This window comes from Pantoea sp. KPR_PJ (assembly GCF_041386365.1).
Taxonomy (GTDB): domain Bacteria; phylum Pseudomonadota; class Gammaproteobacteria; order Enterobacterales; family Enterobacteriaceae; genus Pantoea.
On record NZ_JABMIK010000002.1, the window covers coordinates 102,300 to 127,079 of the forward strand.

The following is a 24,780-nucleotide window of genomic DNA, read 5'->3' on the forward strand; positions in this document are numbered from 1 at the left end:
CCGCTAAAACACTTCTTTTAATTCGGATTTATCCCCTCTTCAGGTCCACTGCATGCTGGATGAAAAGGTGGTAAATATTTGATCTAAATCAACTTCATTAGTACAATAAGATAAATCTTATTTGGCTCCCAAATGATTGCAGCCACTCCCCCTTTCTTATAAATTTGACCTAACACATCTACAAGGAATGGCTTTATGTTTATGCTCATTGTTGTCGCAGTCCTGATCGCACTGATGGGATTTGCAATTTCCCGCCACTGGAAGGTGCGAGAAGACAAAAGCGTTAAAAACCCACGCCGCCATCTTCGCCGTCGTTAATTTCTCCTCCGGGAAACCGGCCTGACGCCGTTTCCCCGCTTCTCCCTGCGCGGCGAGTGCTGACGCAAGGTGACATTTCACGTATACTTCTCCTCTTCTTTTTTTCCATTCTGCGCGGCCTCCGGGCGCACTGGCAGAAGGATGACAACGGCTCGCTGTCCGGCAGACGAGCCTTTTAGCACATGAAGGTAACGCGGTGAATATTCAGGCTCTTCTTTCCGAAAAAGTCAGTCAGGCGATGATTTTAGCCGGTGCAGCGGCAGACTGTGAACCCCAGGTTCGTCAGTCCGCTAAGATCCAGTTTGGGGATTATCAGGCAAACGGCATTATGGCCGTCGCGAAAAAGCTGGGTCAGGCTCCGCGACAGCTGGCTGAAAACGTCCTCACCCATCTTGACCTGAACGGGATTGCCAGCAAAGTTGAGATCGCAGGCCCGGGCTTTATCAATATCTTCCTGGATCGCGACTGGCTGGCTGCGCAGGCGAAACAGGCGCTGACGCTGCCGCGTCTGGGCGTCGCTGCCGTAGAGCCGCAAACCATTGTTGTTGACTACTCTGCGCCCAACGTGGCGAAAGAGATGCACGTGGGTCACGTTCGCTCTACCATCATTGGCGATGCCGCAGTACGCACGCTTGAGTTTCTCGGCCATAAGGTTATTCGCGCTAACCACGTGGGCGACTGGGGAACGCAGTTCGGCATGCTGATCGCCTACCTGGAAAAGCAGCAAAACGAGCATCATGAAGAGATCGCGCTGGCCGATCTTGAAGCTTTCTATCGTGAAGCAAAACGCACTTATGACGAAGATGAGGCTTTTGCCGAGCGCGCGCGCGCCTATGTCGTGAAGCTTCAGGGCGGTGACGAATATTGCCGCACCATGTGGAAAAAGCTGGTCGATATCACCATGGGCCAGAACCAGAAGGTTTATGATCGTCTGAACGTGACCCTGACCCGCAACGACGTGATGGGTGAAAGCCTCTATAACGATATGCTGCCGGGCATCGTTGCTGACCTGCGAGCCAAAGGGCTGGCGGTCACCAGTGAAGGCGCAACCGTTGTGTTCCTCGACGAATTCCAGAACAAGGAAGGCGAGCCGATGGGCGTCATCATTCAGAAGAAAGATGGCGGCTACCTCTACACCACCACCGACATTGCCTGCGCTAAATACCGCTATGAAACCTTGAACGCCGATCGCGTGCTCTATTACATCGACTCTCGTCAGCATCAGCACCTGCAACAGGCGTGGACCATCGTGCGCAAAGCGGGCTATGTGCCGGAGTCAGTGCCGCTGGAGCACCACGCCTTCGGCATGATGCTGGGCAAAGATGGCCGTCCATTTAAAACCCGCAGCGGTGGCACCATTAAGCTGACCGACCTGCTGGAAGAGGCGCACGATCGCGCGCTGACGCTGGTGCGTGAGAAGAACCCCGAGATGAGCGAAGCCGAGCTGCAGCAGCTGGCGGAAGTGGTCGGCATCGGCGCGGTAAAATATGCCGATCTGTCAAAAAGCCGCACCACAGATTACATTTTCGACTGGGACAACATGCTGGCATTTGAAGGCAACACCGCACCCTACATGCAGTATGCCTACACGCGCGTGCTTTCCGTCTTTCGTAAAGCGGGCGTCGACGTCGACAGCATTGATGCGCCGCTGATGATTACTGAGGATCGCGAAGCGCAGCTGGCAACGCGCCTGTTGCAGTTCGAAGAGACCATTACTCAGGTAGCTCGTGATGGTACGCCGCACGTCATGTGTGCTTACCTGTACGATTTGGCCGGTCTGTTCTCTGGCTTCTATGAGCACTGCCCAATCCTCAGCGCGGACAATGAGGCGACGCGTCAGAGCCGCCTGCAGCTGGCTGCACTGACGGCAAAAACGCTGAAGCAGGGTCTGGACACCTTAGGCATCAAGACCGTCGAGCGTATGTAACAGACAAAACCCCGCGGACGCGGGGTTTTTTATTTCAGGCGGTGAAACCGCCCGCGTTATTCCAGACATGGCTCAACGAGAACATACGCGCCTGGCCATGCAGCCGCAGGGAGTTTTGCGCTTCCAGCCGGGTTAGCCGATCGTTACGCCTCTGTGCGCGTTCGCCATTTTTAGTTCTGATAGTTCACCATGACTTCGCTACTCAGCACCCGCAGGCCGGGTGGCAGCGCGCCCCTGCCCGCTACGCCAAAGAGCATGTAGAGCGTCTCGCCCGCATTGAGATGCGCCAGCTCACGCGTCGCGCCGCTGCCTCCCTCTAGCGTGGCGCAACGCTGCACGCCGCACAGCCTGACCTGTAGCCCGGACGGGACCGGTCCGGTCAGCTGATAGCGCCAGTTAATGACGCTGACTGCACCCGCCGTGCCCGGCGGCGCGACAAGCGGCTTTGATTTCATCCAGCTGCCGCGATGGCTGAGTGCCGGGCCGCTGGCGCTGGCATGCCATGCGCCTGACGCGGCATGAAGCGGCAGCGATACCATCAGCAGCAGCGTGACCATTCCACCTTTCACTACTTGCCTCCAATAGTAGCCGTCATACGGATATTGCGGTTATCGGTCAGCTCCATATTAGAGAGCACCACCAGCTGCGACAGATTGCGACGCAGGAAACGTGCCAGCAGCGCGCGCAGCGGATGGTTAACCAGCAGCACCGGCGGCGCACCCAGCATCTCCTGGCGCTGGAGCGCGGCCTGCGACTGCTCCAGCAGCCTGTCAGCCAGGCCAGGCTCCAGACCGCCTCCCCCCTGTAACGCCTGTAACAGCAGACGCTCCAGCGTGGTATCCAGACCGATTACCTGCACTTCGCCGTTGCCCGGGAACCACTGTTGCGTAATCGCACGGCCCAGCGCCACCCGCACGACGCTGGTCAGCTCCTGCGGATCGCTTTGTACCGGCGCATGTTCCGCCAGCGTTTCAATAATGGTGCGCATGTCGCGAATAGAGACGCGCTCCGTCAGCAGGTTTTGCAGCACTTTATGCAGCGTGGTCAGGGAGATTACGCCCGGCACCAGATCTTCCGTCAGCTTTGGCATCTCCTGGCTTACGCGATCAAGCAGCTGCTGTGCTTCCTGGCGACCAAACAGCTCGCTGGCGTATTGCCCAATCAGGTGGTTGAGGTGCGTCGCCACAACGGTGCTCGCCTCAACCACGGTAAAGCCCTGAATTTGCGCCTGCTCTTTCAGTGCGCTGTCGATCCAGATCGCCGCAAGTCCAAATGCCGGATCAACCGTTGCTTCGCCCGGCAGCGTGCCCGCCGCCGTGCCGGGGTTAATGGCCATCCAGCGGCCAGGATAGGCATCGCCGCTGCCAATCTCCACGCCTTTCATCAGGATCCGGTAGCGCGCCGGCGGCAGCTCCATGTTGTCGCGGATGTGCACCACCGGCGGCAGAAAGCCGACATCCTGCGCCACTTTCTTACGAATGCTGCGGATACGTCCCAGCAGCTCGCCGTTTTGAGTACTGTCGACCATGGGGATCAGGCGATAGCCGACTTCCATGCCGAGCGTGTCCTCAAGCTGCACGTCGGTCCAGGAGGCTTCGGTGTTGGCTGGCGTATCGGCAGGTTTGATCAGGCTGCTGCTGGCGGCTTCCGGTTTGTTCTTCGCGTCCATTTCACGGCCGCGCATCCACCAGGCCAGGCCCAGCAGCGCGCCGGTAAAGAGCAGGAATACAAAGTTCGGCATCCCCGGCACCAGGCCCAGCAGACCCAGCACGCCTGCGCTCAGCAGCATCACGCGGGGGTTTCTGAACAGCTGACTCACCATCTGTTCGCCGACATCCTGATCGGTGCCCACACGGGTCACAATGACGCCCGCAGCGGTAGAGATCACCAGCGCCGGAATCTGCGCCACCAGACCGTCACCAATGGTCAGCAACGTGTAGGTCTCACCGGCATGGCCAATATCCATGCCGTGCTGTACGACCCCCACCAGCAGGCCGCCGATAACGTTGATCACCATGATAATGATGCCGGCGATGGCATCACCGCGAACGAACTTGCTGGCACCGTCCATTGAGCCGTAGAAATCAGCTTCCTGGGTAACTTCATTACGTCGCTTTTTCGCTTCCTCTTCACCTATTAAACCGGCGTTAAGGTCGGCGTCGATCGCCATCTGTTTGCCCGGCATGCCGTCGAGCACAAAGCGCGCGCCAACTTCTGCGATACGCCCCGCTCCTTTGGTGATAACCATAAAGTTAATCACCACCAGGATGACAAACACCACAATACCGATAGCGAAATTACCGCCCACAAGAAAGTGGCCAAAGGCTTCTACTACGTGACCGGCTGCGCCTGCCCCTGTATGGCCCTCCATCAGAATAATACGCGTGGAGGCGACGTTCAGCGCCAGCCGCAGCAGCGTGGAAAAGAGCAGAATGGTTGGAAAGGCGGCAAACTCAAGCGTACGCTGAGTGAACATCGCCACCAGCAGCACCATGATTGAGAGCGCAATATTAAAGGTGAACAACAGATCGAGGATAAAGGCGGGCAGCGGCAGCACCATCATCGACAGGATCATCATGATCAATACGGGACCGGCAAGCACCTGCCATTGCGTATCTTTCAGGTTGTTGGGTAAACGCAGTTTTGCGGCCAGGTTAGCCATCGTTTTGCTTCTCTCCTGCAAAGTCCAGTTCTGCCGGAACCGGCAGGTTTTTTGGTTTGTTTGGTATCAGGCCGCCTTCACGCTTCCAGCGACGTAGCTGCCAGACCCAGGCCAGCACTTCCGCCACCGCCGCGTAGAGTGCGCCGGGGATCTGCTGTCCAATCTCGGTATGCCGATAGAGGGCACGCGCCAGCGGCGGCGCCTCCAGCAGCGGAATACGGTGCTCAGCGGCAATTTCACGTATCTTCAGGGCAATGTCGCCCGCGCCTTTCGCCACCACTTTCGGCGCGCTCATTTTCTTATCGTTATATTGCAGAGCCACCGAGTAGTGTGTCGGGTTGGTGACAATCACATCGGCTTTAGGTATATCGGCCATCATGCGGCGGCGGGCGGCGGCACGCATGGCCTGACGAATACGCCCTTTTACGTGCGGGTCCCCCTCCTGCTGCTTGAATTCGTCGCGGATCTCCTGACGTGACATGCGCAGCTTTTTGAAATGGCTGTAGAGCTGCCAGAACACGTCGTACCCCACCATGGGGATCAGGCCGAGGATCACCAGCGCGGAGCAGGCGGCAATCATCTCCAGCCCGTGCATCAGCGCGTTGATCGGCGACTGACTAATCAGGCGCAGCATTTCTGGCCAGTGTGACCAGATGTACCAGCCGCCCACGCTGCCTACCAGCAACGCCTTGAGGATGCTCTTGAACAGCTCAGTCCAGGCCTGAGCGGCAAACATGCGCGAAAATCCCGGCAGCGGATTGAGCTTTTTGAAATCCAGCTTGATCGCTTTGCCGCTCAGCACAATTCCGCCCAGCAGCATGGGGGCTGCGATTGCCACCAGCACCAGCCCGCCCAGCAGCGGCAGCAGTGCCATTACCGCCTGACCGATCAGGCTGCTGATATGACCAATAATGAGCTTGCTGTCGTTGACCATACTGTGATCAAAGCGCAGCCCGGAGGCCACCATCGCCGCCAGCTGGCGCGCCATCAGCGAGCCACCCAGCCAGATAATCATCAGTCCCGCCAGCAGCATCAAAACCGAGGTCAGCTCGCGGGAACGCGGGATCTGCCCCTCTTCACGCGCTTTTTCAAGTCGGTGGGGGGTGGGCGATTCTGTTTTGTCCTCGTCGCTCTCTTCAGCCACGACAAACCTCAGTGGAAGGGAATTCTGAGCACAGGATGCCAAACTATGAAGGGGTTAAAGCGAGGATTAAGCGGAGAAAAAGCGAGTTAATTTCGCCATAAGGCAAACGCAGAACGATCGGGTAGCGGATCGCTACCCGATCGGGGCGGTAAACCGGGGTCAGAAGCCCAGGCTGTCCAGCAGGTCATCGACCTGATCCTGATTCGCCACCACGCCCGGTGCATCGGCATGGATCTGCGGACCGTTCAGCAGGCTGGTGCCCTCCTGACGCCTCTCAGCGCTCACTTCTGGCATGTTTTCCAGCAGCACCATCAGCAGCTGACGCTCAATCTCCTGGATCACATCCATCATGCGCTTGATAACCTGACCGGTGAGGTCCTGGAAATCCTGCGCCATCATAATTTCAAGCAGCTGTTTGTTCGTGAAGGACGTATGCCCAGGCACGGCGGTGAGGAATTCGCGCGTATCCGTCACCAACTCACGCGCATCGGCCAGTTCAATCGGGTTTTCAAACCATTGGTCCCAGCGCCCTTTTAGCTGCGTGGCTCCGGCTTCCATTTTATCCTGATGCGGTTGCGCCGCTTCAACGCAGTTTAACGCGCGTTCAGCCGCCTGCGCCGTCATCTGCACCACATAGTCCAGACGGTCGCGGGCATCAGGGATCGCTTCCGCCGCATCGGCAATGGCTTTATCCAGACCCAGTTCGCGCAGACTGTCGCGCAGCATGCGCGTCAGCGAGCCAATGCGAGCAATGATATCGTGTGCCGAGACATCCTCAGTTGGTTTCGGAAGGTCGCTCATCACATCTCCTTACATGCCCAGTTTTTCGAAGATCTTGCCCAGTTTCTCTTCCAGCGTAGCGGCGGTAAATGGCTTAACCACGTAGCCACTGGCACCGGCCTGCGCGGCCGCAATAATGTTCTCTTTCTTCGCTTCCGCCGTTACCATCAGTACCGGCAGCTTGCCCAGCGCCGCGTCAGCGCGAATGGTTTGCAGCAGCTGCAGGCCATCCATATTCGGCATGTTCCAGTCAGAAATCACGAAGTCGAAACCACCCGCCTTCAGCTTGCCGAGGGCGTCTACGCCATCCTCTGCTTCTTCGACGTTATTGAAGCCCAGCTCTTTCAGCAGGTTACGCACGATACGACGCATCGTGTTGAAGTCGTCCACCACCAAAAAGCGCAAGTTTTTATCAGCCATAATTACTCCTGTGTTATCTCGCCCGGCAGGACGGGCCTGTTAAATACGCAGTGCCTGTCCGGCGCTAATTTTTGCCAGCATATGCTGGCTGATGTTGCCTAAATCCAGAACTTCACTCACCCCGCCGCTGGCGATCGCTTCGCGCGGCATACCAAAGACCACGCAGGAGGCTTCACTCTGCGCGATGGTCCAGGCACCAGCGCGATGCATGTCCAGCATCCCCGCTGCGCCATCGTTACCCATGCCGGTGAGGATCACGCCAACGGCGTTTCGTCCCGCATTCACCGCCACCGATTTAAACAGCACATCCACCGAAGGTTTATGGCGGTTCACCGGCGGTCCCTCATTGAGTTTCACCACATAGTTCGCCCCGCTGCGCCCCAGCTCCATATGCATCGCACCCGGCGCGATATAGGCATGCCCCGGCAGAATACGCTCGCCATCTTCTGCCTCCTTCACCGTAATCTGACAGAGCTTGTTGAGACGCTCGGCGAAGGATTTGGTAAAGCCCGGCGGCATATGCTGGGTGATCATCAGCGCCGGACTGGTCGGCGGCAGCGGCTGTAACACGTGGCGAATCGCTTCGGTGCCGCCCGTGGAGGAGCCGATAGCAATCAGCTTTTCACTGCTGAGCAGCGGCCCCGCCTTCAGCGCCACTGGCGCAGGCACTGACGGGCGCGCGTGCAGTTGCGCACGGGCTGCGGCGCGGATCTTGTCGGCGATCATCTGGCTGTAGGCCAGCATTCCTTCCCGGATGCCGAGCTGCGGCTTGGTGACAAAATCCACCGCCCCCAGCTCCAGCGCGCGCAGGGTGATCTCTGAGCCTTTTCCGGTCAGCGACGACACCATCACGACCGGCATCGGCCGCAGTCGCATCAGCTTCTCCAGAAAGTCGAGGCCATCCATGCGTGGCATTTCAACATCCAGCGTCAGCACCTGCGGGTTGTATTGTTTGATTAAATCACGCGCGACCAGCGGATCGGGCGCGGTTGCAACCATCTCCATGTCGGGATGGCTGTTGATGATTTCGGTCATCAGCTGTCGCATCAGCGCGGAATCATCCACGCACATTACGGTGATTTTGCTCATCATCTTTCCTTCGTCAGTCCATAGACGGTTTGCCCGCGCAGCCAGAACTCTTTGCTGATCTGGCTGAAGTTTTCTGAGTGACCGGCAAACAGCAGACCGCCCGGCTTCAGCAGGGGAACAAAACGGCGCAGAATCTTCTCCTGGGTCTCTTTATCGAAATAGATCATTACGTTGCGGCAAAAAATCGCATCGAAGGGCCCCGGCAGCGGCCACTCGTTCGCCAGCAGATTGAGCTGGGCAAAACTGACGCTGTTCGCGAGCTCAGGACGCACGCGCACCATGCCGGTATGGGGACCGGTGCCGCGCAGAAAGAAACGTTGCAGCTGCTGCGGCGACAGGGTGCGCAGCTCCTCCTGGCGATAGACGCCGGAGACCGCTTTTTCCAGCACCTGGGTGTCGATGTCGCTGGCGTGCACCTGAAATTTGCCCGGCCCGGCCCCCAGCGTTTCCGCCAGGGTCATAGCGATTGAGTAGGGCTCCTCGCCGGTCGAGGCCGCTGAACACCAGACGCTAAAGCTCCCGGCACGCTTGCGCGCATGCTCCGCCAGAATCGGAAAGTGATGCGCCTCGCGGAAAAATGCCGTCAGGTTAGTTGTCAGCGCATTGATAAATGCCTGCCACTCTGCGCTGTTGGCATCGTTTTCCAGCAGTGCCAGATAACGACCAAAATCGTCAATGTTCAGCGTGCGCAGGCGGCGTACCAGGCGGTTGTAAACCATTTCGCGCTTATGGTCGGCCAGCACAATGCCAGCACGCTGATAGATCAGCTGACTGATACGACGAAAGTGTGTATCCGAGAGCGGCAGGCGCTGCACCATCTGTGAGAGCAGCGTTGTCGCGTCGGTTTGATCCAGTAACGTCGATTTCTTCATTTCAGGTCACCTGGCACTCTATTTAACTCGTTAAATTCTGCTGCTGTGCCGGGCGGCGCTGCGCTGCCGCCGCCCGGCTCTCCAGGCGATTAAAAGGTTTCCCAGTTGTCGTCATTGCGGACGACAGGGGCACGGGAGGCCGTTACCGGCGCATCCAGATGCGGATTTTTCACTGCCATAGTTCTGTTAACGGCCTCAGCGACAAATTCTTTACCGATATTGAACACAGAAACGGCCTGTTTCAGTCGGCTGGCCTGATCTTCCAGCGATGCCGCCGCCGATGCGGACTCTTCCACCAGCGCAGCATTCTGCTGCGTGACGCGATCCATCTCGGTTACAGCCAGACCGACCTGGTCGATGCCGCGGCTCTGCTCGTCTGACGCCGAGGCGATTTCGCCCATAATGTCGGTAACGCGCGTTACCGCATTAACGATATCGGTCATGGTCTCGCCCGCGCTCTCCACCAGCACAGAACCGGTATCTACGCGCGCCACCGAATCTTCAATCAGCGCCTTGATCTCTCTCGCTGCTTGCGCACTGCGCTGCGCCAGGCTGCGGACTTCGCCTGCCACCACGGCAAAGCCGCGGCCCTGCTCACCGGCACGCGCCGCTTCCACCGCCGCGTTTAGCGCCAGGATGTTGGTCTGGAACGCAATCCCGTCGATCACGCTGGTGATGTCAGCAATCTTCTTCGAGCTGCCTGCGATCTCGCTCATGGTTTTCACCACGCCGTCGACCACTTTGCCGCCCTGCTGCGCGGTTTCGGACGCGTTCAGCGCCAGCTGTGACGCCTGACGGGCATTTTCGGCATTCTGCTTCACGGTCGCGGTAAGCTGCTCCATGCTGGCTGCGGTCTGCTCCAGCGAGGCAGCCTGCTGCTCGGTGCGGGAAGAGAGGTCGTTATTGCCCACGGCGATTTCGCTGGCACCGGTGTAGATAGCGTCTGCGCCGTCGCGCACGGTAGAGACGGTACGCATCAGTTCCTGCTGCATATGCTGTAGCGCCTCAAGCAGGTCACCCAGCTCATTGCGCACGGTGAAGGCGATTGGCTGCGTCAGGTCGCCGCGTGCAATATGACGGATATGCTCAATGCTCTGCTTCAGCGGGCCGATCAGCGAGCGGCGCATCACCGTCCAGACCAGCAGGCTGACCAGCAGCGTGATAAGCACCATGCTGATTGCCATGAAAATAGCGTGTTCATAGGCGGTGTTATTGGCGTCGATGCCCTGTTTCGCCAGCACCTGGTTGTAGTTCAGCCAGGCGGTGTAATCCTTTTCAAACTTATCCTGCAGACCCTGCGTAGGCTGGTCGACAAAGCCCTTAAAGTTACCCGCGCCGAGAAACGCCACCAGTTCGACCAGTGCGTCACGATAGGCTTTGTAGTTGGCCTGAAGCGTCAGCACGTTCTCTGCGGTTTTACCCTTTTCCGACAGGTTGGCGTTAAAGTCGGCAAATCCGCGATCGGCTACCTTCAGCTCCTCTGTGGCCAGCGTCATCAGCTCGGCCACGGTTGCGCCAGAGCCCGCCTGCTGGCTGTCCAGCAGATAACGGATCCCGGCGCGGTTCAGCGTATTGCGCGCCTGAACCAGGGAAACCCATGAGGTGCCCATCGCCTGCTGCAGCGTCGCAAGTTTCTGATTATAGGCAAAATTTTCTTTGTCGGCTTTCACCGTGTTAAAAAAAACGCCTCCGGAAAAGAGCTGTAGCAGGACAAACAGCACCAGCACACTCAACAGACCGGAGACAACGCGTACTCGATTAAACATAAACACCTCATTGGTTGGCATATCGTTTTATTTATCGGCGCCAGTAAAGAGATCTTTATCTGTTCAGAAAGGGGTTGGACCAGCGACACGCATGCAGCGGCAGGAGGAACAGCGAAAAGGATACGGAAAAGTAAACAACAAGCCCCTTCGCCCGCGTCCCTGCGGGCATCGACATGAACGTCAGAACGTTTCCCAGTTATCGCCATCCGCCGACACGGCCAGCGTTTTTTTCATCGGGGCGGCGGGTAACGAACGCGCGGGCAGATGCTGCGCCTGCGCGCCGCGTGGAATATTGAACAAGGAAACCGATTCGCTGAGACGGCTCGCCTGGGCTTCCAGCGAGGCGGCCGCCGATGCGGACTCTTCCACCAGCGCAGCGTTCTGCTGCGTGACGCGATCCATTTCGGTAACGGCCTCGCCCACCTGGTCAATGCCGCGGCTCTGCTCGTCCGACGCCGAGGCGATTTCACCCATGATGTCGGTGACGCGCGTGACCGCACCGACAATGTCGCCCATGGTTTCGCCTGCGCTCCCGACCAGACGCGAACCGGCATCGACGCGGTTGACGGAGTCGTCAATCAGCGACTTAATCTCTTTTGCCGCCTGTGCGCTGCGCTGCGCCAGGCTGCGCACTTCGCCAGCGACGACGGCAAAGCCGCGTCCCTGCTCACCGGCACGCGCCGCTTCCACCGCTGCGTTCAGCGCCAGGATATTGGTCTGGAAGGCAATGCCGTCGATCACGCTGGTGATGTCGGCAATCTTTTTCGAGCTGCCCGCAATGTCGCTCATGGTTTTCACCACGCTCTCCACCACCCTGCCGCCCTTCTGCGCGGTTTCCGACGCGCTCAGCGCCAGCTGCGACGCCTGGCGGGCGTTTTCTGCGTTCTGCTTCACGGTCGCGGTAAGCTGCTCCATGCTGGCCGCCGTCTGCTCCAGCGAGGCCGCCTGCTCTTCGGTGCGCGCTGAAAGGTCGTTGTTGCCTGCGGCAATCTCGCTGGCTCCGCTCAGGATGGCGTCGGAACCGTCGCGCACGTTGCTGACGGTGCGCACCAGCGCCTGCTGCATCTCCTCCAGACCCTGGGCGAGCTGACTCATCTCATTGCGCCCTTCTACCGCAATCGGCCGGGTAAGATCCCCGGCGGCAATGGTACGAATGTGCATCAGCAGCTGATGCAGCGGCTGAATCAGCACCAGACGCAGGCCGAACCAGCAGGCAACCACCACGCCGATCACCAGCAGGGCCACCGCCGCCAGCAGCCAGATCATGAGTGTGTAAGCGCGCTGATTCTGCGCCGCACCCTGCTCAGCCAGCAGGGTCTGCCTGGCCCGCCATTCGCTATAGGCAGCCTGCATACTGGTTTGCGTCTGTTCGATATTGAAACGGAACATGCCTTCCAGATCGCGTGCCTTGAGACGATCCAGCATGCCGGTCAGACCGTCGTGATAGAGGGTATACTGGGCCTCCAGCCGATCGCGCAGCGCCACGTCCATTCCCGGCGTGGCGGGCAGGTCGTAATAGATTTTAAAGTCGCGTTCAGCCTGCGCCAGCTGCTGTTCAGTCTGTTTAATCAGCTCATTAAGGTGGCCGCCGTTGATCTCGGCAGCGGTACTGCTTTGCAGACGCAGCATGCCGCGGTTAAGAGTGATACGCGTCTGGTTCAGCGCAATCCAGGCATCGGTCATTGCCGTGACGTTACTGGTCGAGATCTTTGCCAGCGCAAAGGCATCTTTATCTTTTTGCAGGGCGGACCAGAACAGCCCTCCCGACGTCAGCTGTAGCAGGCTGAAGATAGCCAGCACGGCGATCAGGCTGGTCACCACTTTGATGCGTTTCAACATATATTCTCCCCAGAAGTCATTTAAAAACGTGCAGCCTCTCTATCGGCGTGACTTCAGTGGAACTGAGCATTTTTAACTGTTTTTACAGTTATGTAGCTATTGAAAGCAGAAATTTACATGACGCAACCAGGCCGGACATGACGTCCGGCCGTAACAGTGTGGCTTCAGGTTCAGAACGTTTCCCAGTGCGCGTCACTGGCGGGCACGGTCAGCGCCCTGCGCGGCGCGGCGGCGACCTGGCTCAGCGCCGGTGCGGCGATCTGTACATGACGCGTGCCGCCAGCGGCCGCGGCGCGCGGGATCGTGAATACGGCAACCGACTGGCTCAGGCGACGCGCCTGCGATTCCAGCGACGCCGCAGCGGCAGCTGACTCTTCTACCAGTGAGGCGTTCTGCTGCGTCACGCGATCCATTTCGGTAACGGCCTCGCCCACCTGGTCAATGCCGCGGCTCTGCTCGTCCGACGCCGAGGCGATTTCACCCATGATGTCGGTGACGCGCGTGACCGCACCGACAATGTCGCCCATGGTTTCGCCCGCGCTCCCGACCAGACGCGAACCCGCATCGACGCGGTTGACGGAGTCGTCAATCAGCGACTTGATCTCTTTTGCCGCCTGCGCGCTGCGCTGCGCCAGGTTGCGCACTTCGCCAGCGACGACGGCAAAGCCGCGTCCCTGCTCACCGGCACGCGCCGCTTCCACCGCTGCGTTCAGCGCCAGGATATTGGTCTGGAAGGCAATGCCGTCGATCACGCTGGTGATGTCGGCAATCTTTTTCGAGCTGCCCGCAATGTCGCTCATGGTTTTCACCACGCTCTCCACCACCCTGCCGCCCTTCTGCGCGGTTTCCGACGCGCTCAGCGCCAGCTGCGACGCCTGGCGGGCGTTTTCTGCGTTCTGCTTCACGGTCGCGGTAAGCTGCTCCATGCTGGCCGCCGTCTGCTCCAGCGAGGCCGCCTGCTCTTCGGTGCGCGCTGAAAGGTCGTTGTTGCCTGCGGCAATCTCGCTGGCTCCGCTCAGGATGGCGTCGGAACCGTCGCGCACGTTGCTGACGGTATGCACCAGCGCCTGCTGCATCTCATGCAGGCTGGCCGCCAGCTGGCTCATTTCGTTGCGGCCGGCGACCTGAATCGTCTGGGTCAGGTCGCCCTGCGCAATCTGCTGAATATGGGCAATATTGTTATTCAGCGGAGTAATCAGCACGCGACGCAGCCCGATCCAGCAGAGCACGATCGTGACGGCCACCAGCGCCATGAGGGTGCCCAGAATCCATACCATACGCGTATAGGCGCTGGCATTTTTCTCCACGCCGATCTGCGTGAGTTGTGCCTGGTTAGCGCGCCAGTTGGTATAAACATTCAGGAAGGCACTCTGACTCGGCGCCACCGGCACATGGCCGGCTTCGTTCAGATCGTTGGCGACCAGCGCTGTCTGCATCTGGCTCAGTGCGCTGGCGTAGGCTGTATAGGCCTGCATAAGCTGCCCGTTTAACACCGCGTTTTGCCCCGGTGTATCCGGGATTTTTTTAAACAGCTCAAAGTTTGTTGCCGCCGCTTGCTGAAACGTTGCGCTGTCGGTAAACAGCGAGGCAATGTCGGGCGCTTTGCCATCCAGCTTGCTGTTAGCGATGCGCAGCTGGACGCGCGTCAGCACCACGCGGCTCTGATTGAGGCTCATATAGGCGTCGTTCAGCGCCTGCAAATTCTTGCTGGCAAGCTGGGAAACGCTGAAGCTGGTTTTATCCTCGCTTAACGCCGAGAAAAACACGGCCCCTGAAAACGCCTGGAACAGGCCAAACAACAGTAAAACCAGCAGTAAACTGGTGACTACGCGAATTTTGGTTAACATAGTGGACTCTGAAAGATTAGGGGGATAAAGCAGGATGGTTATCGGCGGGAAGCAGAATTAATTTAGCGTTCAGAAGCGGAAAATATTATCTTTCTTTTTGAATTTAAAGGAAAAAGTAACGAGCCGCTTTCGCGACTCGTTACCGCAGAAGATTATGCGCTGCGCAGCGTATCCATCAGCGCCATCTCTTCACTGCTCAGCAGTTTCTCAATGTCGACCAGGATCAGCATGCGTTCGCCCAGCGCGCCCAGACCGGTGAGGTACTCGGTCGACATCGTAACCGCAAATTCCGGTGCCGGGCGGATCTGATCCTGCGTCAGCGACAGTACGTCAGAGACGCCGTCAACCACGATGCCCACGACGCGCTGCTCCAGGTTGAGCACGATCACGACAGTGTTATCGTTGTACTCTACGTCCGGCTGAGAAAACTTCACGCGCAGATCGATAATCGGCACGATGACGCCGCGCAGGTTGGTAACGCCCTTGATAAACTCCGGCGTGTTGGCGATGCGCGTGACCTGATCGTAGCCGCGGATCTCCTGCACCTTGAGAATATCGATACCGTATTCTTCGTCACCCAGCGTAAATACCAGGAACTCCTGGCCGACGGTTTCGCCAGCAATTTTGGTCACGGTTGCCATTCCAGTCATGTTTCTACCCTTTTGTTATGAGTCAGGCGGCCGCGCCGGCCACACGTTTTTCACGGTTGAGTGATTGCAGCGCCGACACGTCGACAATCAGTGCGACACTGCCGTCGCCGAGGATGGTGGCGGCAGAGATGCCGGGCACCTTGCGATAGTTGCTCTCCAGGTTCTTTACGACCACCTGGTGCTGACCAATCAGCTGATCGACCAGCAGCGCATAACGCTTGCCCGCGCTTTGCAGGATCACCACGATGCCCTGCGTGGCTTCGGTTTTCGCGCCCTGCACGTCAAAAACGTTCCAGAGTTCGACCAGCGGCAGGTATTCGCCGCGGACTTCCAGCACGCACTCCCCGCCAGCCAGCGGCTTCAGCTCTTCGCTGCGCGGCTGCAACGACTCCATCACGGCATTAAGCGGCAGAATGAACACTTCATCCGCTACACGCACCGACATGCCATCCAGAATCGCCAGCGTCAGCGGCAGCAGAATACGGATAGTGGTGCCTTTGCCTTGCTTCGAGGCAATCTCCACATGGCCGCCCATTTCCTGGATGTTTCGCTTCACCACATCCATGCCTACGCCCCGACCCGAAACGTCGGTAACCTGCTCAGCGGTAGAGAAGCCTGGGGCGAAAATCAGCATTCCGACCTCTTCGTCGGTCATATTTTCGCTGACCGGCAGGCCAGATGAGAGCGCTTTTGCGAGAATACGCTCGCGGTTCAGGCCAGCGCCATCATCAGAAACTTCGATACAGATATTGCCGCCCTGATGTTCCGCCGACAGCGTCAGGTTACCCGTGGCAACTTTGCCTGCCGCCAGGCGTTTTTCCGGCGACTCGATGCCGTGGTCCAGACTGTTACGCACCAGGTGCGTTAACGGATCGATAATGCGTTCAATCAGGCTTTTGTCGAGCTCGGTGGAACTGCCGAGCAGCGTCAACTCCACCTCTTTACCCAGCTTGCTGGCCAGATCGCGTACCAGGCGCGGGAAGCGACTAAAGACATACTCCATTGGCATCATACGAATCGACATCACCGACTCTTGCAGATCGCGTGCGTTGCGCTCCAGCTGTCCCATGCTGTTCAGCAGATCGCCATGCGCAACAGGATCAAGCTCACCGGAGCGCTGTGCCAGCATGGACTGAGTGATCACCAGCTCGCCCACCAGGTTGATAAGCTGATCGACCTTCTCTACCGCTACGCGAATGCTGCTGGATTCGCTGGTTTTTGCCGGTGCAGCGGCGCGTTTGGTCTCGCGCTTCGTCACTGGCAGTTCGCTCACGCTGGCGCTCTGCACCGGCGCAGCTTCGACGGCAGGCACGGCTTCAGCGGCCGGTTCTGCCGTCGCGGCCCCCGCTTCCGGGAAGCGAATCTGTGACTCTTCAATGACGAAGCAAAGCACCGCCACGATGTCATCTTTACTGACGCCATCAATGCTGGCTTCCAGTGAATTACTGCCCTTTACCACATTGCTCAGGCTGCCAAGATTGCCCAGCTCTTCCTGCAGCAGATCGACCTCTTTCTCTTTCAGGCCGACGAGCTGCACGCGCAGGCCACTGCTCACCGGCGCGGCTTCAACGACCGGCGCGGCAAGCGGCGCGGTGATCGGTAGCCCTTTCGCCTCTAACGCCAGCTGGCGCAGCGCCTCGCAAATGTAGGTAAAACTTTCCGCGTTCGGCTCTTGCGCGGTTTTATAGGCATCGAGCTGTTCCTGCATAATATCTTTGGTTTCCAAAAACAGGTTGATGATGTCGGTGCTGAGCTGCATCTCGCCGCGACGAGCACCATCCAGAATGTTTTCCAGAATATGAGTAGTTTCCTGTAATACCGTAAAGCCAAAGGTTCCGGCACCGCCTTTTATAGAATGGGCGGCACGGAAGATGGCGTTTAGCTGCTCGGCGTCAGGTTCCTGGGGATCGAGTCCCAGCAGGTGCTGCTCCATATCGGCTAACAGCTCATCGGCCTCATCGAAAAACGTCTGGTAAAAATCGCTGATGTCCATGCTCACGGGATCACCTCGGCTGTGAGGGGGCTGCTGTGTTTACCGGGCTGCTGCTGACAGGCACAGGCGGCGCGGTAATCTTTTCAATGGCCGCCGGATCGCTCACCTGTACGGCGTCGCTCTCGGCGTTCTCTTTTTCAATCGCTGCTTCGGTGTCGTGGTTCAATACCAGCAGGCTGATACGGCGGTTAACGGCATCGTTGCCGCCGCGGTTTTTTAGTTTCATGGTGTCGGCCATACCCACCACGCGCAGCACTTTGCTGCCGTCGAGGCCGCCAATGACCAGCTCGCGGCGCGAGGCGTTAGCGCGATCGGCGGAGAGTTCCCAGTTGCTGTAGCCGCGATCGCCGCTGGCATACTGAAAGTCGTCAGTGTGCCCCGCCAGGCTGATGCGATTGGGAAGATCGTTCAGCACCGGAGCAATCGCGCGCAGAATGTCGCGCATATAGGGCTCAACCTCGGCGCTGCCGGTTTTGAACATCGGCCGGTTCTGACTGTCGATGATCTGAATGCGCAGCCCCTCCTCCACCATGTTGATAATCAGGTGCGGGCGCAGTGTTTTCAGGCGCGGATCGGCCTCAATGAGCTGATCCAGCTTTTCGCGCAGGCGATTCAGGCGAATATCGTCCAGCTTGCGCTTCTGCGCATCCATATCGACGACTTTCTTCACCTCACCTTTGATGCGCGTTGCATCATCGCCACCGCCAGGGATAGGGCTTTCACTGTCGCTGCTGCGCTTGCCGCCGGTCAGAGCGACCTTCAGCGGCGTTTTAAAATATTCTGCAATTTGCACCAGCTCCTGCGGGCTGGAGATGGAGATCAGCCACATCACCATAAAGAAGGCCATCATTGCCGTCATAAAGTCGGCATAGGCAATTTTCCAGGAGCCGTGGCTTCCCTCGTGGCCTTTATGCTTGCGCTTTTTGACCACAATTATGGGACGGTTGCTGTTCTTCATGCATTTTCGTCCGAGGTCTGTTTCGCGGGATTCTTCGCGTTACGAACATGCTCCTCCAGTTCGCTGAACGAGGGACGCTCGGTCGAATAGAGCGTCTTGCGGCCAAACTCTACCGCGATTTGCGGCGCGTAGCCGTTCAGACTGGAGAGCAGCGTCACCTTGATGCACTGCATCATTTTGGTGGTTTCTGAACACTTCTGGCGCAGCACCGACGCCAGCGGTGAGATAAAGCCATACGCCAGCAGGATACCGAGGAAGGTGCCCACCATCGCATGGGCGACCAGCGCACCCAGTTCGGCGGCCGGACGATCGGCCGAGGCCAGCGCATGCACCACGCCCATAACGGCTGCGACGATGCCGAAAGCGGGCAGGCCATCACCAATGGCGGATAAACTTTGCGCTGGCACTTCACACTCGTGTTCGTAGGTCTCGATCTCTTCATCCATCAGCGCCTCAATTTCAAAGGCGTTCATGTTGCCGCTGACCATCAGACGCAGATAATCGGTAATGAAATCCACCAGCTGTTTATCGGCGAGAATGCGCGGATAATTAGCAAATATTTCGCTCTGTGCCGGATCTTCAATATCGCGCTCCAGCGACAACATGCCCTGCTGGCGTGATTTGGCCATCAGTCGATAGAGCAGCGCCATCAAATCCATATAGAGGGCTTTGTTATATTTTGAACCGCGCATCAGCTTTGGCAGCGCCTTTAACGTCTTTTTAATCGACTTGCCGTTGTTGCCGACTAAAAAAGCGCCAATTGCGGCACCGCCGATAATTAACAGCTCTGAAGGCTGATAAAGCGCGCCAAGATGGCCACCCACCATCATATATCCACCCAACACGGATGCGACAACGACGATATAACCCAATAAGATCAGCACAAGAACATCCTTACGTCCGTAACGTGTTGGTGGAAGTTAAGCCAGAGAGCCGCAGGCGTTATTCAAATCGTGGGCAAAAAAAAAGCAGCGGGGGTGACCCGCTGCTGGATGGCTTTCCACGATGGGAACAAACTTAAACGGCGCGTTTAACCTGTTCATCCAGCAGTTGTGGAAAGGTATCGGCAGAATCTGCAGAAAGTTTACGTCTTTTTACCGCGCGTGATGGCGGCTGGCACAGGCTGCAAACGAAGCTGCCCGCCGGCTGATGCGCATGATTAATGAAACTGCCGTTGCAGCATCGGCAGTCAGCCAGTTCCAGCATCCCACTTTCAACGAATCGCACCAGGGTCCATGCACGCGTTAGCGCCAACAGCGGGCCCTCGTCCGATTGCGGACACTGCTCAAGGTAGAGACGGTAGGCTTTGATCACCGCATCCACACCTGTCGCCATGCCGGTTTTCAGCATAAACTGCCAGGCGTTACAGAACATGGAAGCGTGAATATTTTGCTCCCAGGTCATAAACCAGTCGGTGGAAAACGGCAGCATCCCTTTCGGCGGTGGGCTACCACGCAGTTCTTTATAGAGCTTGATTAAGCGACCGCGGCTCAACTGAGTTTCGCTTTCCAGCATTTGCAAACGCGCACCCAAGGTAATTAACTCCATGGCGAGCTGAATATCACGCGCTTCCTGGACAATGCTTTTTTCGGACATTTACATCGCCCTCTTTTTCGCCGGCACTTCTTCTTTAGAAACGTTACGCAGTAAACGGCTGGATAATAAAATACCGGTGTGGATTTGCTGAAGATCATCCACGCGAGATTCCTGCGTCAGGCGATTAATCGTCTCGTGATCGTTAAAGCGAAACTGGCAAACCAGCTGATTGGTTTCCGCTAACTTTACCATTTCTGGCAAGGTTAATTGCGATAATGCGTTCGCCATCTCTTCGTCAATTCCGAGGCGAAACATTGCAGAAGCTTTTTCCTGGTTAATTAAGCGCTGCGCAAGCAGTAAATAAGACAGATTGATATCATAAATATGTTTTAGTAAATCAGTTGTACCCATTTTTCCATCCTGACAAACGCGACGTAATTTCATCGCAGAAAAAAGTTCTGCGCTTCTGGTTGCTGGTTGGTAATTCTAAAGATGGCAAAAATTTACAGCCAAAAACCAAACGTACTCTGAAGTCAGCTTCATGACCCTGGGGATAACCCTTTTGCACCAGTGAAACCTCAGGACCATTCTTTTTTTTATTTATTGCGATCTTCCGTGACGTTTTTTTACTTTTTTTAAGACTATTCCTAAAACAACGCAAATCTATCCCGTCTGATTTCCACATACAACGACAGAGGCGCGAAATTTTAGATAAAGTGTGATCTACATCACACTTTTAAGGCAAATTTTTTCGCAAACCCTTCAGCGATGCTTTTACTTTGTCTGTTTATTAACCATTTCTGCTTGATGACTCGCCTGTTTCGTCCTAAAAAGGGGCTTATTAGCCTGTAACAAATGATGTCTCTCTGGTCATTGCGGCGGGTTGATCTTTTATTTTTAACATTGCCTTTATTGCCCTATATGGACCTGATACAAGCGACAGATTCAGCATAATATGCTGAAATAAAGCCACCCTATTCGTTTTTAAATTAATTACTTAGGGCAAATTTTTCCTGGAGGGCGTAAGCGAAGCGTTAAGAAGGCAAAGGAAGAATTGACGCCTTTTAGCAACGTAGCGTTAATGCTTTAGCGTGGTTGTCAGGTGAGGGTCAAAAGGTGTAACAGGCAATTACATAAGAAAAATAAATGAATGGAGAATTTGACAGTTTTGGGATTCAGCACTATCGGCAGCGCAGCGTCAGACTTTAGGCTTTCGCGCACAAAAAGGGCGATTTTTGTTACGAACGTTGAATAATGCGGCAGTTCAGCCATTGGCATGAGGTGAGATCAGACAGAGAAAGCGTTAGCCATGCTGGACAGATGTCGCTTTCTCAAGAAAAGCCAGGCGGCGACCACCGGGCGTGGTCGCCGTTTCGATCAGGCAAGCTTTGGAAAGGTCGCGACTTTATTAACGGTGCCATGGTCGTCGCTACGCGGCGCAATAGCCCACAAGTCTTTCAAAAAGCTCTCACGCCAGTGGGTAATGTCGTGCTTACGCAGCACCGCCATCATATCGTTGTAGCGTGAAATTCGCTCCGTACGGGACATGGTCAGCGCCTTGTTAAGTGCGGCAGCCACTTCGTCACGGTCATAAGGATTGACGATCAGCGCAGAGGTCAGCTCATTCGCAGCACCGGCGAAACGTGACAGCACCAGCACGCCCGGATCGTCCGGGTCCTGTGCCGCGATATACTCCTTGGCGACCAGGTTCATACCGTCACGCAGCGGCGTGATCAGTCCGACATCGGTTAAACGAAAAATCTTCATCAGCAGACGACGATCAAAATGCTGATTAAGATAGTAGAGCGGCGTCCAGCCCAGCGTGCCATATTTGCCATTAATGCGTCCCGCCTCGGTCTCCAGCTGATGTCGGATATCCTGGTACGCCTGCACGTCACCGCGCGAGGTCGGCGCAATCTGCGAATAGCGGATTTTACCGCGATGCTCCGGATAGTTTTCCAGCAGCGCTTCATACGCCAGAAAACGCTCTGGCAACCCTTTCGAGTAGTCGAGACGCTCACAGGCGATAATGTTTTTCGCGTCACCCAGCTCGCGCTTCATCGCCGCCATTTTTGGCGGGAGCGGGCCTTCCGCCATCTCTTTGATGCTGTCTGGCTCAATACCGATCGGATAAACCTCGGTCATAAAGGTATTGCCGAAGGCGCGATGTTTTTTCTCACCTTTGTTTTGCAGCTGCGTCAGCTGGCTCAGGCTGTCAAGGAAAGCCACACGATCGGATTCGGTCTGAAAGCCCATCAGATCGTATTCGCACAGCATCTCCAGCAGCTCTTTATGCGGCGGCAGCGCGTTGAAAATTTCCGGCGTCGGGAACGGGATGTGCAGGAAGAAACCGATGCGGTTACTGATGCCCTCTTTACGTAGCGCGGCGGCAAAAGGCAGCAGATGATAGTCGTGGATCCAGAGAGTGTCATCAGGCTTCAGCAGCGGCTTCAGCCGTTTCGCCAGCATCTCGTTGACGCGGCAATACCCTTCCCAGGCTTCACGCTGGAACTGCACCAGGTCAAGGCGATAGTGAAAAGCGGGCCAGATAACGGTATTAGAAAACTGGCAGTAATAGAGATCATAATCGTTCTGGCTCAGCGGCAGCGCGGCGTAAGAGATGCCGTCATGCTCAACCTGCTGGAGCTCATCTTCCTCTTCCCCGGAAAATTCACTGATTTCCCCGTTCCAGCCAAACCACAGGCCTCCGGTGGTTTTTAACGCATCAAGGATGCCGACGGCGAGGCCGCCTGCGCTGGCTTTTTTCCCATCAGGAATGGCGATTCGGTTAGATACGACCACTAAACGACTCATAACCTTTACTCCTTACCGACGTTGTCTTGCTTTATTTGTAATAGTAATCGTTCCAGCCAGGCATAAACTGCCTCGACATCTGGCAGACGATAGCGCGCCTGACTGGAGCCTTGTCCGATCTTTACGGAGATGCCCTGCATGGCATTGACCGCAAGAAATCCCTTCTCGTCCGTCAGATCGTCTCCAACAAATACCGGAATACGTCCGGTAAAAGGTGTCTCCCGCATAAAGGCGCGCACTGCTTCGCCTTTATCAACTCCCTGCGGTTTAATCTCCACTACGCACTTACCCGGCTGAAGCGCCAGCGCGGGAAAACGTTTTACAGCCTGTTCAGCTAAATCAAGCACATCCTGTTCATGCTGCATGGCCTGGCGGTAATGCAGCGCGAAGGCCATCCCTTTGGTTTCCAGCAGGGTACCTGGCCACTGCGCCATCGCCTGCTGTAGCTGTTGCTGTAGCGCGTCAGCTACCTCAGCATCCAGGCTGATCTGATGCATCTTGCCCTGTGCATCGCGGCGCTCAGCACCGTGTACGCCCGCTGCGGGCGCAGTCAGCGGCGCGGCCAGCGCGTCAAGCTGGCTAACCGGTCGACCGGAAACCAGCGCCAGCGCGCCATGGCAGAGGGAAGCGAGTTCTTGCAGCTGCTGGCGCACCTTTTCAGGAATAAAAACGGCGTCCGGCTGCGACTGAATAGCGGCAAGCGTGCCGTCTACGTCAAAAAAGAAGGCATAAAGACCGCCGCTTAGCGCAGGAAGCGAGGCATGTTCATTCGCCGCTTGGGTCACTTGTCTTCTCCTGTGGTTGATCCGGGCGCGTGCGATTTGCGGCTTGTCAGGTCAGAGGCCTGGCTCGGCAACGCGCCATTAAGGGATGTTTTCATCAAGAGAAAGGCTGTGGGAGCGGCAGCCTGAGCGACTGTACGCGGGTCAAAATGCGGAACAAAAACTGCGGATACCAGCATGTTACATCGGGTAAAACGCTACAGCGTTTTAAAACCACCACAGACCTGTCAACCTGGCTGAAAACATCGTCGCGATTAAGTGTAGACGGCATTGCGACTTTTGCCAGTCAATGCGGGTTTTTTAGCGTATTGGCAGCAGATTATTCTGCGTTTGCCGCTACGATAACCTGCTGCCGACCCCCTGCGGCACAAGGGCTGACAGCGTTAAGGGAAGCGGCGAAAAAAACCGGCCAGCCTGACAGCCCAAAAGCGTCAGCAACGCTTGCCCTCTCCTCGCGACGTGGGCTGTATACTGGGGCAATGGAGCATAAAACAGGAGCGCAGCATGTTTCAGGTATCCGATACGCCAGACGGCGAAATCATTGACGTTATCTCCGTTCAGTCTCAGGTGATGTACGGCAGCGTTGGCAACAGCATTGCCGTGCCTGCATTACGCCGTCATGGGTTACAGGTCGTGGCGGTGCCCACCGTGTTGCTGAGCAATACGCCCCACTATGCCAGCTGCTACGGCGGCGAAATTCCGCAGACCTGGTTTGAGGGCTACCTGACCGCTCTGGCGGATCGTAACCTCGACGTCACGGCGCGCGCGACAATACTGGGCTATCTGAAATCAACGGACAAAGCGACTACGCTGGCACGCTGGCTGCGGCAGATGCGCGAGAAAAACCCACAGATGCCGGTGATTATTGATCCGGTGCTGGGCGATGACGACAGCGGCTTCTATGTCGATCCCGCGCTGACCAGGCACTATCGCGAGCAGCTGGCGCCGCTTGCAACCGGCCTTACGCCAAATCGCTTTGAACTGGGCTGCCTCTGCAATGCACAGCTTGAGAGTGATACAGAGATTGTCGATGCCGCGCGTTCACTGTTAAACACGCAGACCCGGTGGGTTGTTGTCACCAGCGCCACCCGTGACGACGCCCGTCAAAGCATGCAGGTATTTTGCATCACCGCCGATGAGACATTTATTGCTGAGCATCCGCGCTATGACGATCCCCCGAAAGGTACGGGCGACCTTTTTACCGCGGAACTGACCGCTGGCCTGATGCGCGGCGCAACGCTCAGTCAGGCGGTAGATCAGGCCAGCCGCTTTGCACAGCAGTCGGTGCTGGTTACCCGTACCCTGGGACGACGGGAGTTACAGCTGGCCGCTGCTGGCCCCCTGTAAAAACCCCCGGGCTTCCTTTATGGTAAAGCGACCTCT

General features: G+C 57.0%; 21 protein-coding genes. 3 read left to right on the forward strand and 18 right to left on the reverse strand.

The window, feature by feature from the left end; translation table 11 throughout:
* Nucleotides 1-195: 195 nt before the first annotated feature.
* The gene (locus tag HP564_RS05150) at nt 196-318 is read left to right on the forward strand and encodes a hypothetical protein (RefSeq protein WP_255729570.1); all 123 of its coding nucleotides are present in this window, start codon (nt 196-198) and stop codon (nt 316-318) included.
* A gap of 196 nt (nt 319-514) precedes the next feature.
* A complete protein-coding gene (argS, locus tag HP564_RS05155; protein ID WP_371240881.1) occupies nt 515-2,245 on the forward strand; it encodes an arginine--tRNA ligase in 1,731 nt (576 codons plus the stop codon).
* Between the two features lie 170 nt (nt 2,246-2,415).
* Here the strand turns inward: argS and HP564_RS05160 are convergent, their stop codons facing one another.
* The 18 genes from HP564_RS05160 to otsB all read right to left on the reverse strand — a co-directional run bounded on the left by HP564_RS05160 (nt 2,416) and on the right by otsB (nt 23,400).
* Complete coding sequence (locus HP564_RS05160; protein WP_371241977.1) at nt 2,416-2,802, reverse strand: flagellar protein FlhE; 387 nt, start codon at nt 2,800-2,802, stop codon at nt 2,416-2,418.
* A gap of 11 nt (nt 2,803-2,813) precedes the next feature.
* On the reverse strand, nt 2,814-4,907 hold the full coding sequence (flhA, locus tag HP564_RS05165; protein ID WP_371240884.1) for a flagellar biosynthesis protein FlhA: 2,094 nt from the start codon (nt 4,905-4,907) through the stop codon (nt 2,814-2,816).
* A complete protein-coding gene (flhB, locus tag HP564_RS05170; RefSeq protein WP_371240886.1) occupies nt 4,900-6,051 on the reverse strand; it encodes a flagellar biosynthesis protein FlhB in 1,152 nt (383 codons plus the stop codon). The genes flhA and flhB overlap by 8 nt, the downstream gene beginning before the upstream one ends.
* 159 nt (nt 6,052-6,210) lie before the next feature.
* Nucleotides 6,211-6,852 carry a protein phosphatase CheZ gene (cheZ, locus tag HP564_RS05175; RefSeq protein ID WP_371240888.1) on the reverse strand — a complete coding sequence of 214 codons (642 nt, stop codon included), beginning with the start codon at nt 6,850-6,852 and terminating at the stop codon, nt 6,211-6,213.
* 9 nt (nt 6,853-6,861) lie between these two features.
* Complete coding sequence (cheY, locus tag HP564_RS05180) at nt 6,862-7,251, reverse strand: chemotaxis response regulator CheY (protein ID WP_371240890.1); 390 nt, start codon at nt 7,249-7,251, stop codon at nt 6,862-6,864.
* Nucleotides 7,252-7,290: 39 nt separating this feature from the next.
* The gene (locus HP564_RS05185) at nt 7,291-8,340 is read right to left on the reverse strand and encodes a chemotaxis response regulator protein-glutamate methylesterase (protein WP_371240892.1); all 1,050 of its coding nucleotides are present in this window, start codon (nt 8,338-8,340) and stop codon (nt 7,291-7,293) included.
* Nucleotides 8,340-9,212: a protein-glutamate O-methyltransferase CheR gene (cheR, locus tag HP564_RS05190; RefSeq protein WP_371240895.1), complete on the reverse strand. Its 873-nt coding sequence runs from the start codon at nt 9,210-9,212 to the stop codon at nt 8,340-8,342. Before cheR ends, HP564_RS05185 begins: the two co-directional genes overlap by 1 nt.
* 89 nt (nt 9,213-9,301) lie before the next feature.
* The gene (locus HP564_RS05195) at nt 9,302-10,978 is read right to left on the reverse strand and encodes a methyl-accepting chemotaxis protein (RefSeq protein WP_371240898.1); all 1,677 of its coding nucleotides are present in this window, start codon (nt 10,976-10,978) and stop codon (nt 9,302-9,304) included.
* 180 nt (nt 10,979-11,158) lie between these two features.
* Nucleotides 11,159-12,817, reverse strand: a complete 1,659-nt coding sequence (locus HP564_RS05200; RefSeq protein WP_371240900.1) for a methyl-accepting chemotaxis protein — start codon at nt 12,815-12,817, stop codon at nt 11,159-11,161.
* A 170-nt stretch (nt 12,818-12,987) separates the two neighbouring features.
* The gene (locus HP564_RS05205; protein ID WP_371240902.1) at nt 12,988-14,664 is read right to left on the reverse strand and encodes a methyl-accepting chemotaxis protein; all 1,677 of its coding nucleotides are present in this window, start codon (nt 14,662-14,664) and stop codon (nt 12,988-12,990) included.
* Nucleotides 14,665-14,816: 152 nt separating this feature from the next.
* Nucleotides 14,817-15,314 carry a chemotaxis protein CheW gene (cheW, locus tag HP564_RS05210; RefSeq protein ID WP_371240904.1) on the reverse strand — a complete coding sequence of 166 codons (498 nt, stop codon included), beginning with the start codon at nt 15,312-15,314 and terminating at the stop codon, nt 14,817-14,819.
* A gap of 22 nt (nt 15,315-15,336) precedes the next feature.
* Entirely contained in the window at nt 15,337-17,307 is a 1,971-nt protein-coding gene (gene cheA / locus HP564_RS05215) for a chemotaxis protein CheA (protein WP_371241979.1), read from the reverse strand.
* A 10-nt stretch (nt 17,308-17,317) separates the two neighbouring features.
* Complete coding sequence (motB, locus tag HP564_RS05220; RefSeq protein ID WP_371240907.1) at nt 17,318-18,265, reverse strand: flagellar motor protein MotB; 948 nt, start codon at nt 18,263-18,265, stop codon at nt 17,318-17,320.
* A complete protein-coding gene (gene motA, locus HP564_RS05225) occupies nt 18,262-19,149 on the reverse strand; it encodes a flagellar motor stator protein MotA (protein WP_371240909.1) in 888 nt (295 codons plus the stop codon). Before motA ends, motB begins: the two co-directional genes overlap by 4 nt.
* A 133-nt stretch (nt 19,150-19,282) precedes the next feature.
* Entirely contained in the window at nt 19,283-19,861 is a 579-nt protein-coding gene (gene flhC, locus HP564_RS05230) for a flagellar transcriptional regulator FlhC (protein WP_371240911.1), read from the reverse strand.
* Nucleotides 19,862-20,212, reverse strand: a complete 351-nt coding sequence (flhD, locus tag HP564_RS05235; protein WP_371240913.1) for a flagellar transcriptional regulator FlhD — start codon at nt 20,210-20,212, stop codon at nt 19,862-19,864.
* 966 nt (nt 20,213-21,178) lie between these two features.
* The gene (otsA, locus tag HP564_RS05240; RefSeq protein WP_371240915.1) at nt 21,179-22,615 is read right to left on the reverse strand and encodes an alpha,alpha-trehalose-phosphate synthase; all 1,437 of its coding nucleotides are present in this window, start codon (nt 22,613-22,615) and stop codon (nt 21,179-21,181) included.
* Between the two features lie 5 nt (nt 22,616-22,620).
* Nucleotides 22,621-23,400, reverse strand: coding sequence for a trehalose-phosphatase (gene otsB, locus HP564_RS05245; protein ID WP_371240917.1), 780 nt, complete (start codon nt 23,398-23,400; stop codon nt 22,621-22,623).
* Nucleotides 23,401-23,901: 501 nt separating this feature from the next.
* Here otsB and pdxK point away from each other — a divergent pair.
* Nucleotides 23,902-24,744 (forward strand): pyridoxine/pyridoxal/pyridoxamine kinase, encoded by an 843-nt coding sequence (gene pdxK / locus HP564_RS05250; RefSeq protein ID WP_371240919.1) that lies wholly within the window; start codon nt 23,902-23,904, stop codon nt 24,742-24,744.
* Nucleotides 24,745-24,780 lie beyond the last annotated feature (36 nt).

Coding starts and splice junctions, on each gene's coding strand:
- HP564_RS05150 (WP_255729570.1), top strand. CDS start 196: ATGTTTATGCTCATTGTTGTCGCAGTCCTGATCGCACTGATGGGATTT.
- HP564_RS05160 (WP_371241977.1), bottom strand. CDS start 2,802: ATGGTCACGCTGCTGCTGATGGTATCGCTGCCGCTTCATGCCGCGTCA.
- flhA (WP_371240884.1), bottom strand. CDS start 4,907: ATGGCTAACCTGGCCGCAAAACTGCGTTTACCCAACAACCTGAAAGAT.
- cheZ (WP_371240888.1), bottom strand. CDS start 6,852: ATGAGCGACCTTCCGAAACCAACTGAGGATGTCTCGGCACACGATATC.
- cheY (WP_371240890.1), bottom strand. CDS start 7,251: ATGGCTGATAAAAACTTGCGCTTTTTGGTGGTGGACGACTTCAACACG.
- HP564_RS05185 (WP_371240892.1), bottom strand. CDS start 8,340: ATGAGCAAAATCACCGTAATGTGCGTGGATGATTCCGCGCTGATGCGA.
- cheR (WP_371240895.1), bottom strand. CDS start 9,212: ATGAAGAAATCGACGTTACTGGATCAAACCGACGCGACAACGCTGCTC.
- HP564_RS05195 (WP_371240898.1), bottom strand. CDS start 10,978: ATGTTTAATCGAGTACGCGTTGTCTCCGGTCTGTTGAGTGTGCTGGTG.
- HP564_RS05200 (WP_371240900.1), bottom strand. CDS start 12,817: ATGTTGAAACGCATCAAAGTGGTGACCAGCCTGATCGCCGTGCTGGCT.
- HP564_RS05205 (WP_371240902.1), bottom strand. CDS start 14,664: ATGTTAACCAAAATTCGCGTAGTCACCAGTTTACTGCTGGTTTTACTG.
- cheW (WP_371240904.1), bottom strand. CDS start 15,314: ATGACTGGAATGGCAACCGTGACCAAAATTGCTGGCGAAACCGTCGGC.
- cheA (WP_371241979.1), bottom strand. CDS start 17,307: ATGGACATCAGCGATTTTTACCAGACGTTTTTCGATGAGGCCGATGAG.
- motB (WP_371240907.1), bottom strand. CDS start 18,265: ATGAAGAACAGCAACCGTCCCATAATTGTGGTCAAAAAGCGCAAGCAT.
- flhC (WP_371240911.1), bottom strand. CDS start 19,861: ATGTCCGAAAAAAGCATTGTCCAGGAAGCGCGTGATATTCAGCTCGCC.
- flhD (WP_371240913.1), bottom strand. CDS start 20,212: ATGGGTACAACTGATTTACTAAAACATATTTATGATATCAATCTGTCT.
- otsA (WP_371240915.1), bottom strand. CDS start 22,615: ATGAGTCGTTTAGTGGTCGTATCTAACCGAATCGCCATTCCTGATGGG.
- pdxK (WP_371240919.1), top strand. CDS start 23,902: ATGTTTCAGGTATCCGATACGCCAGACGGCGAAATCATTGACGTTATC.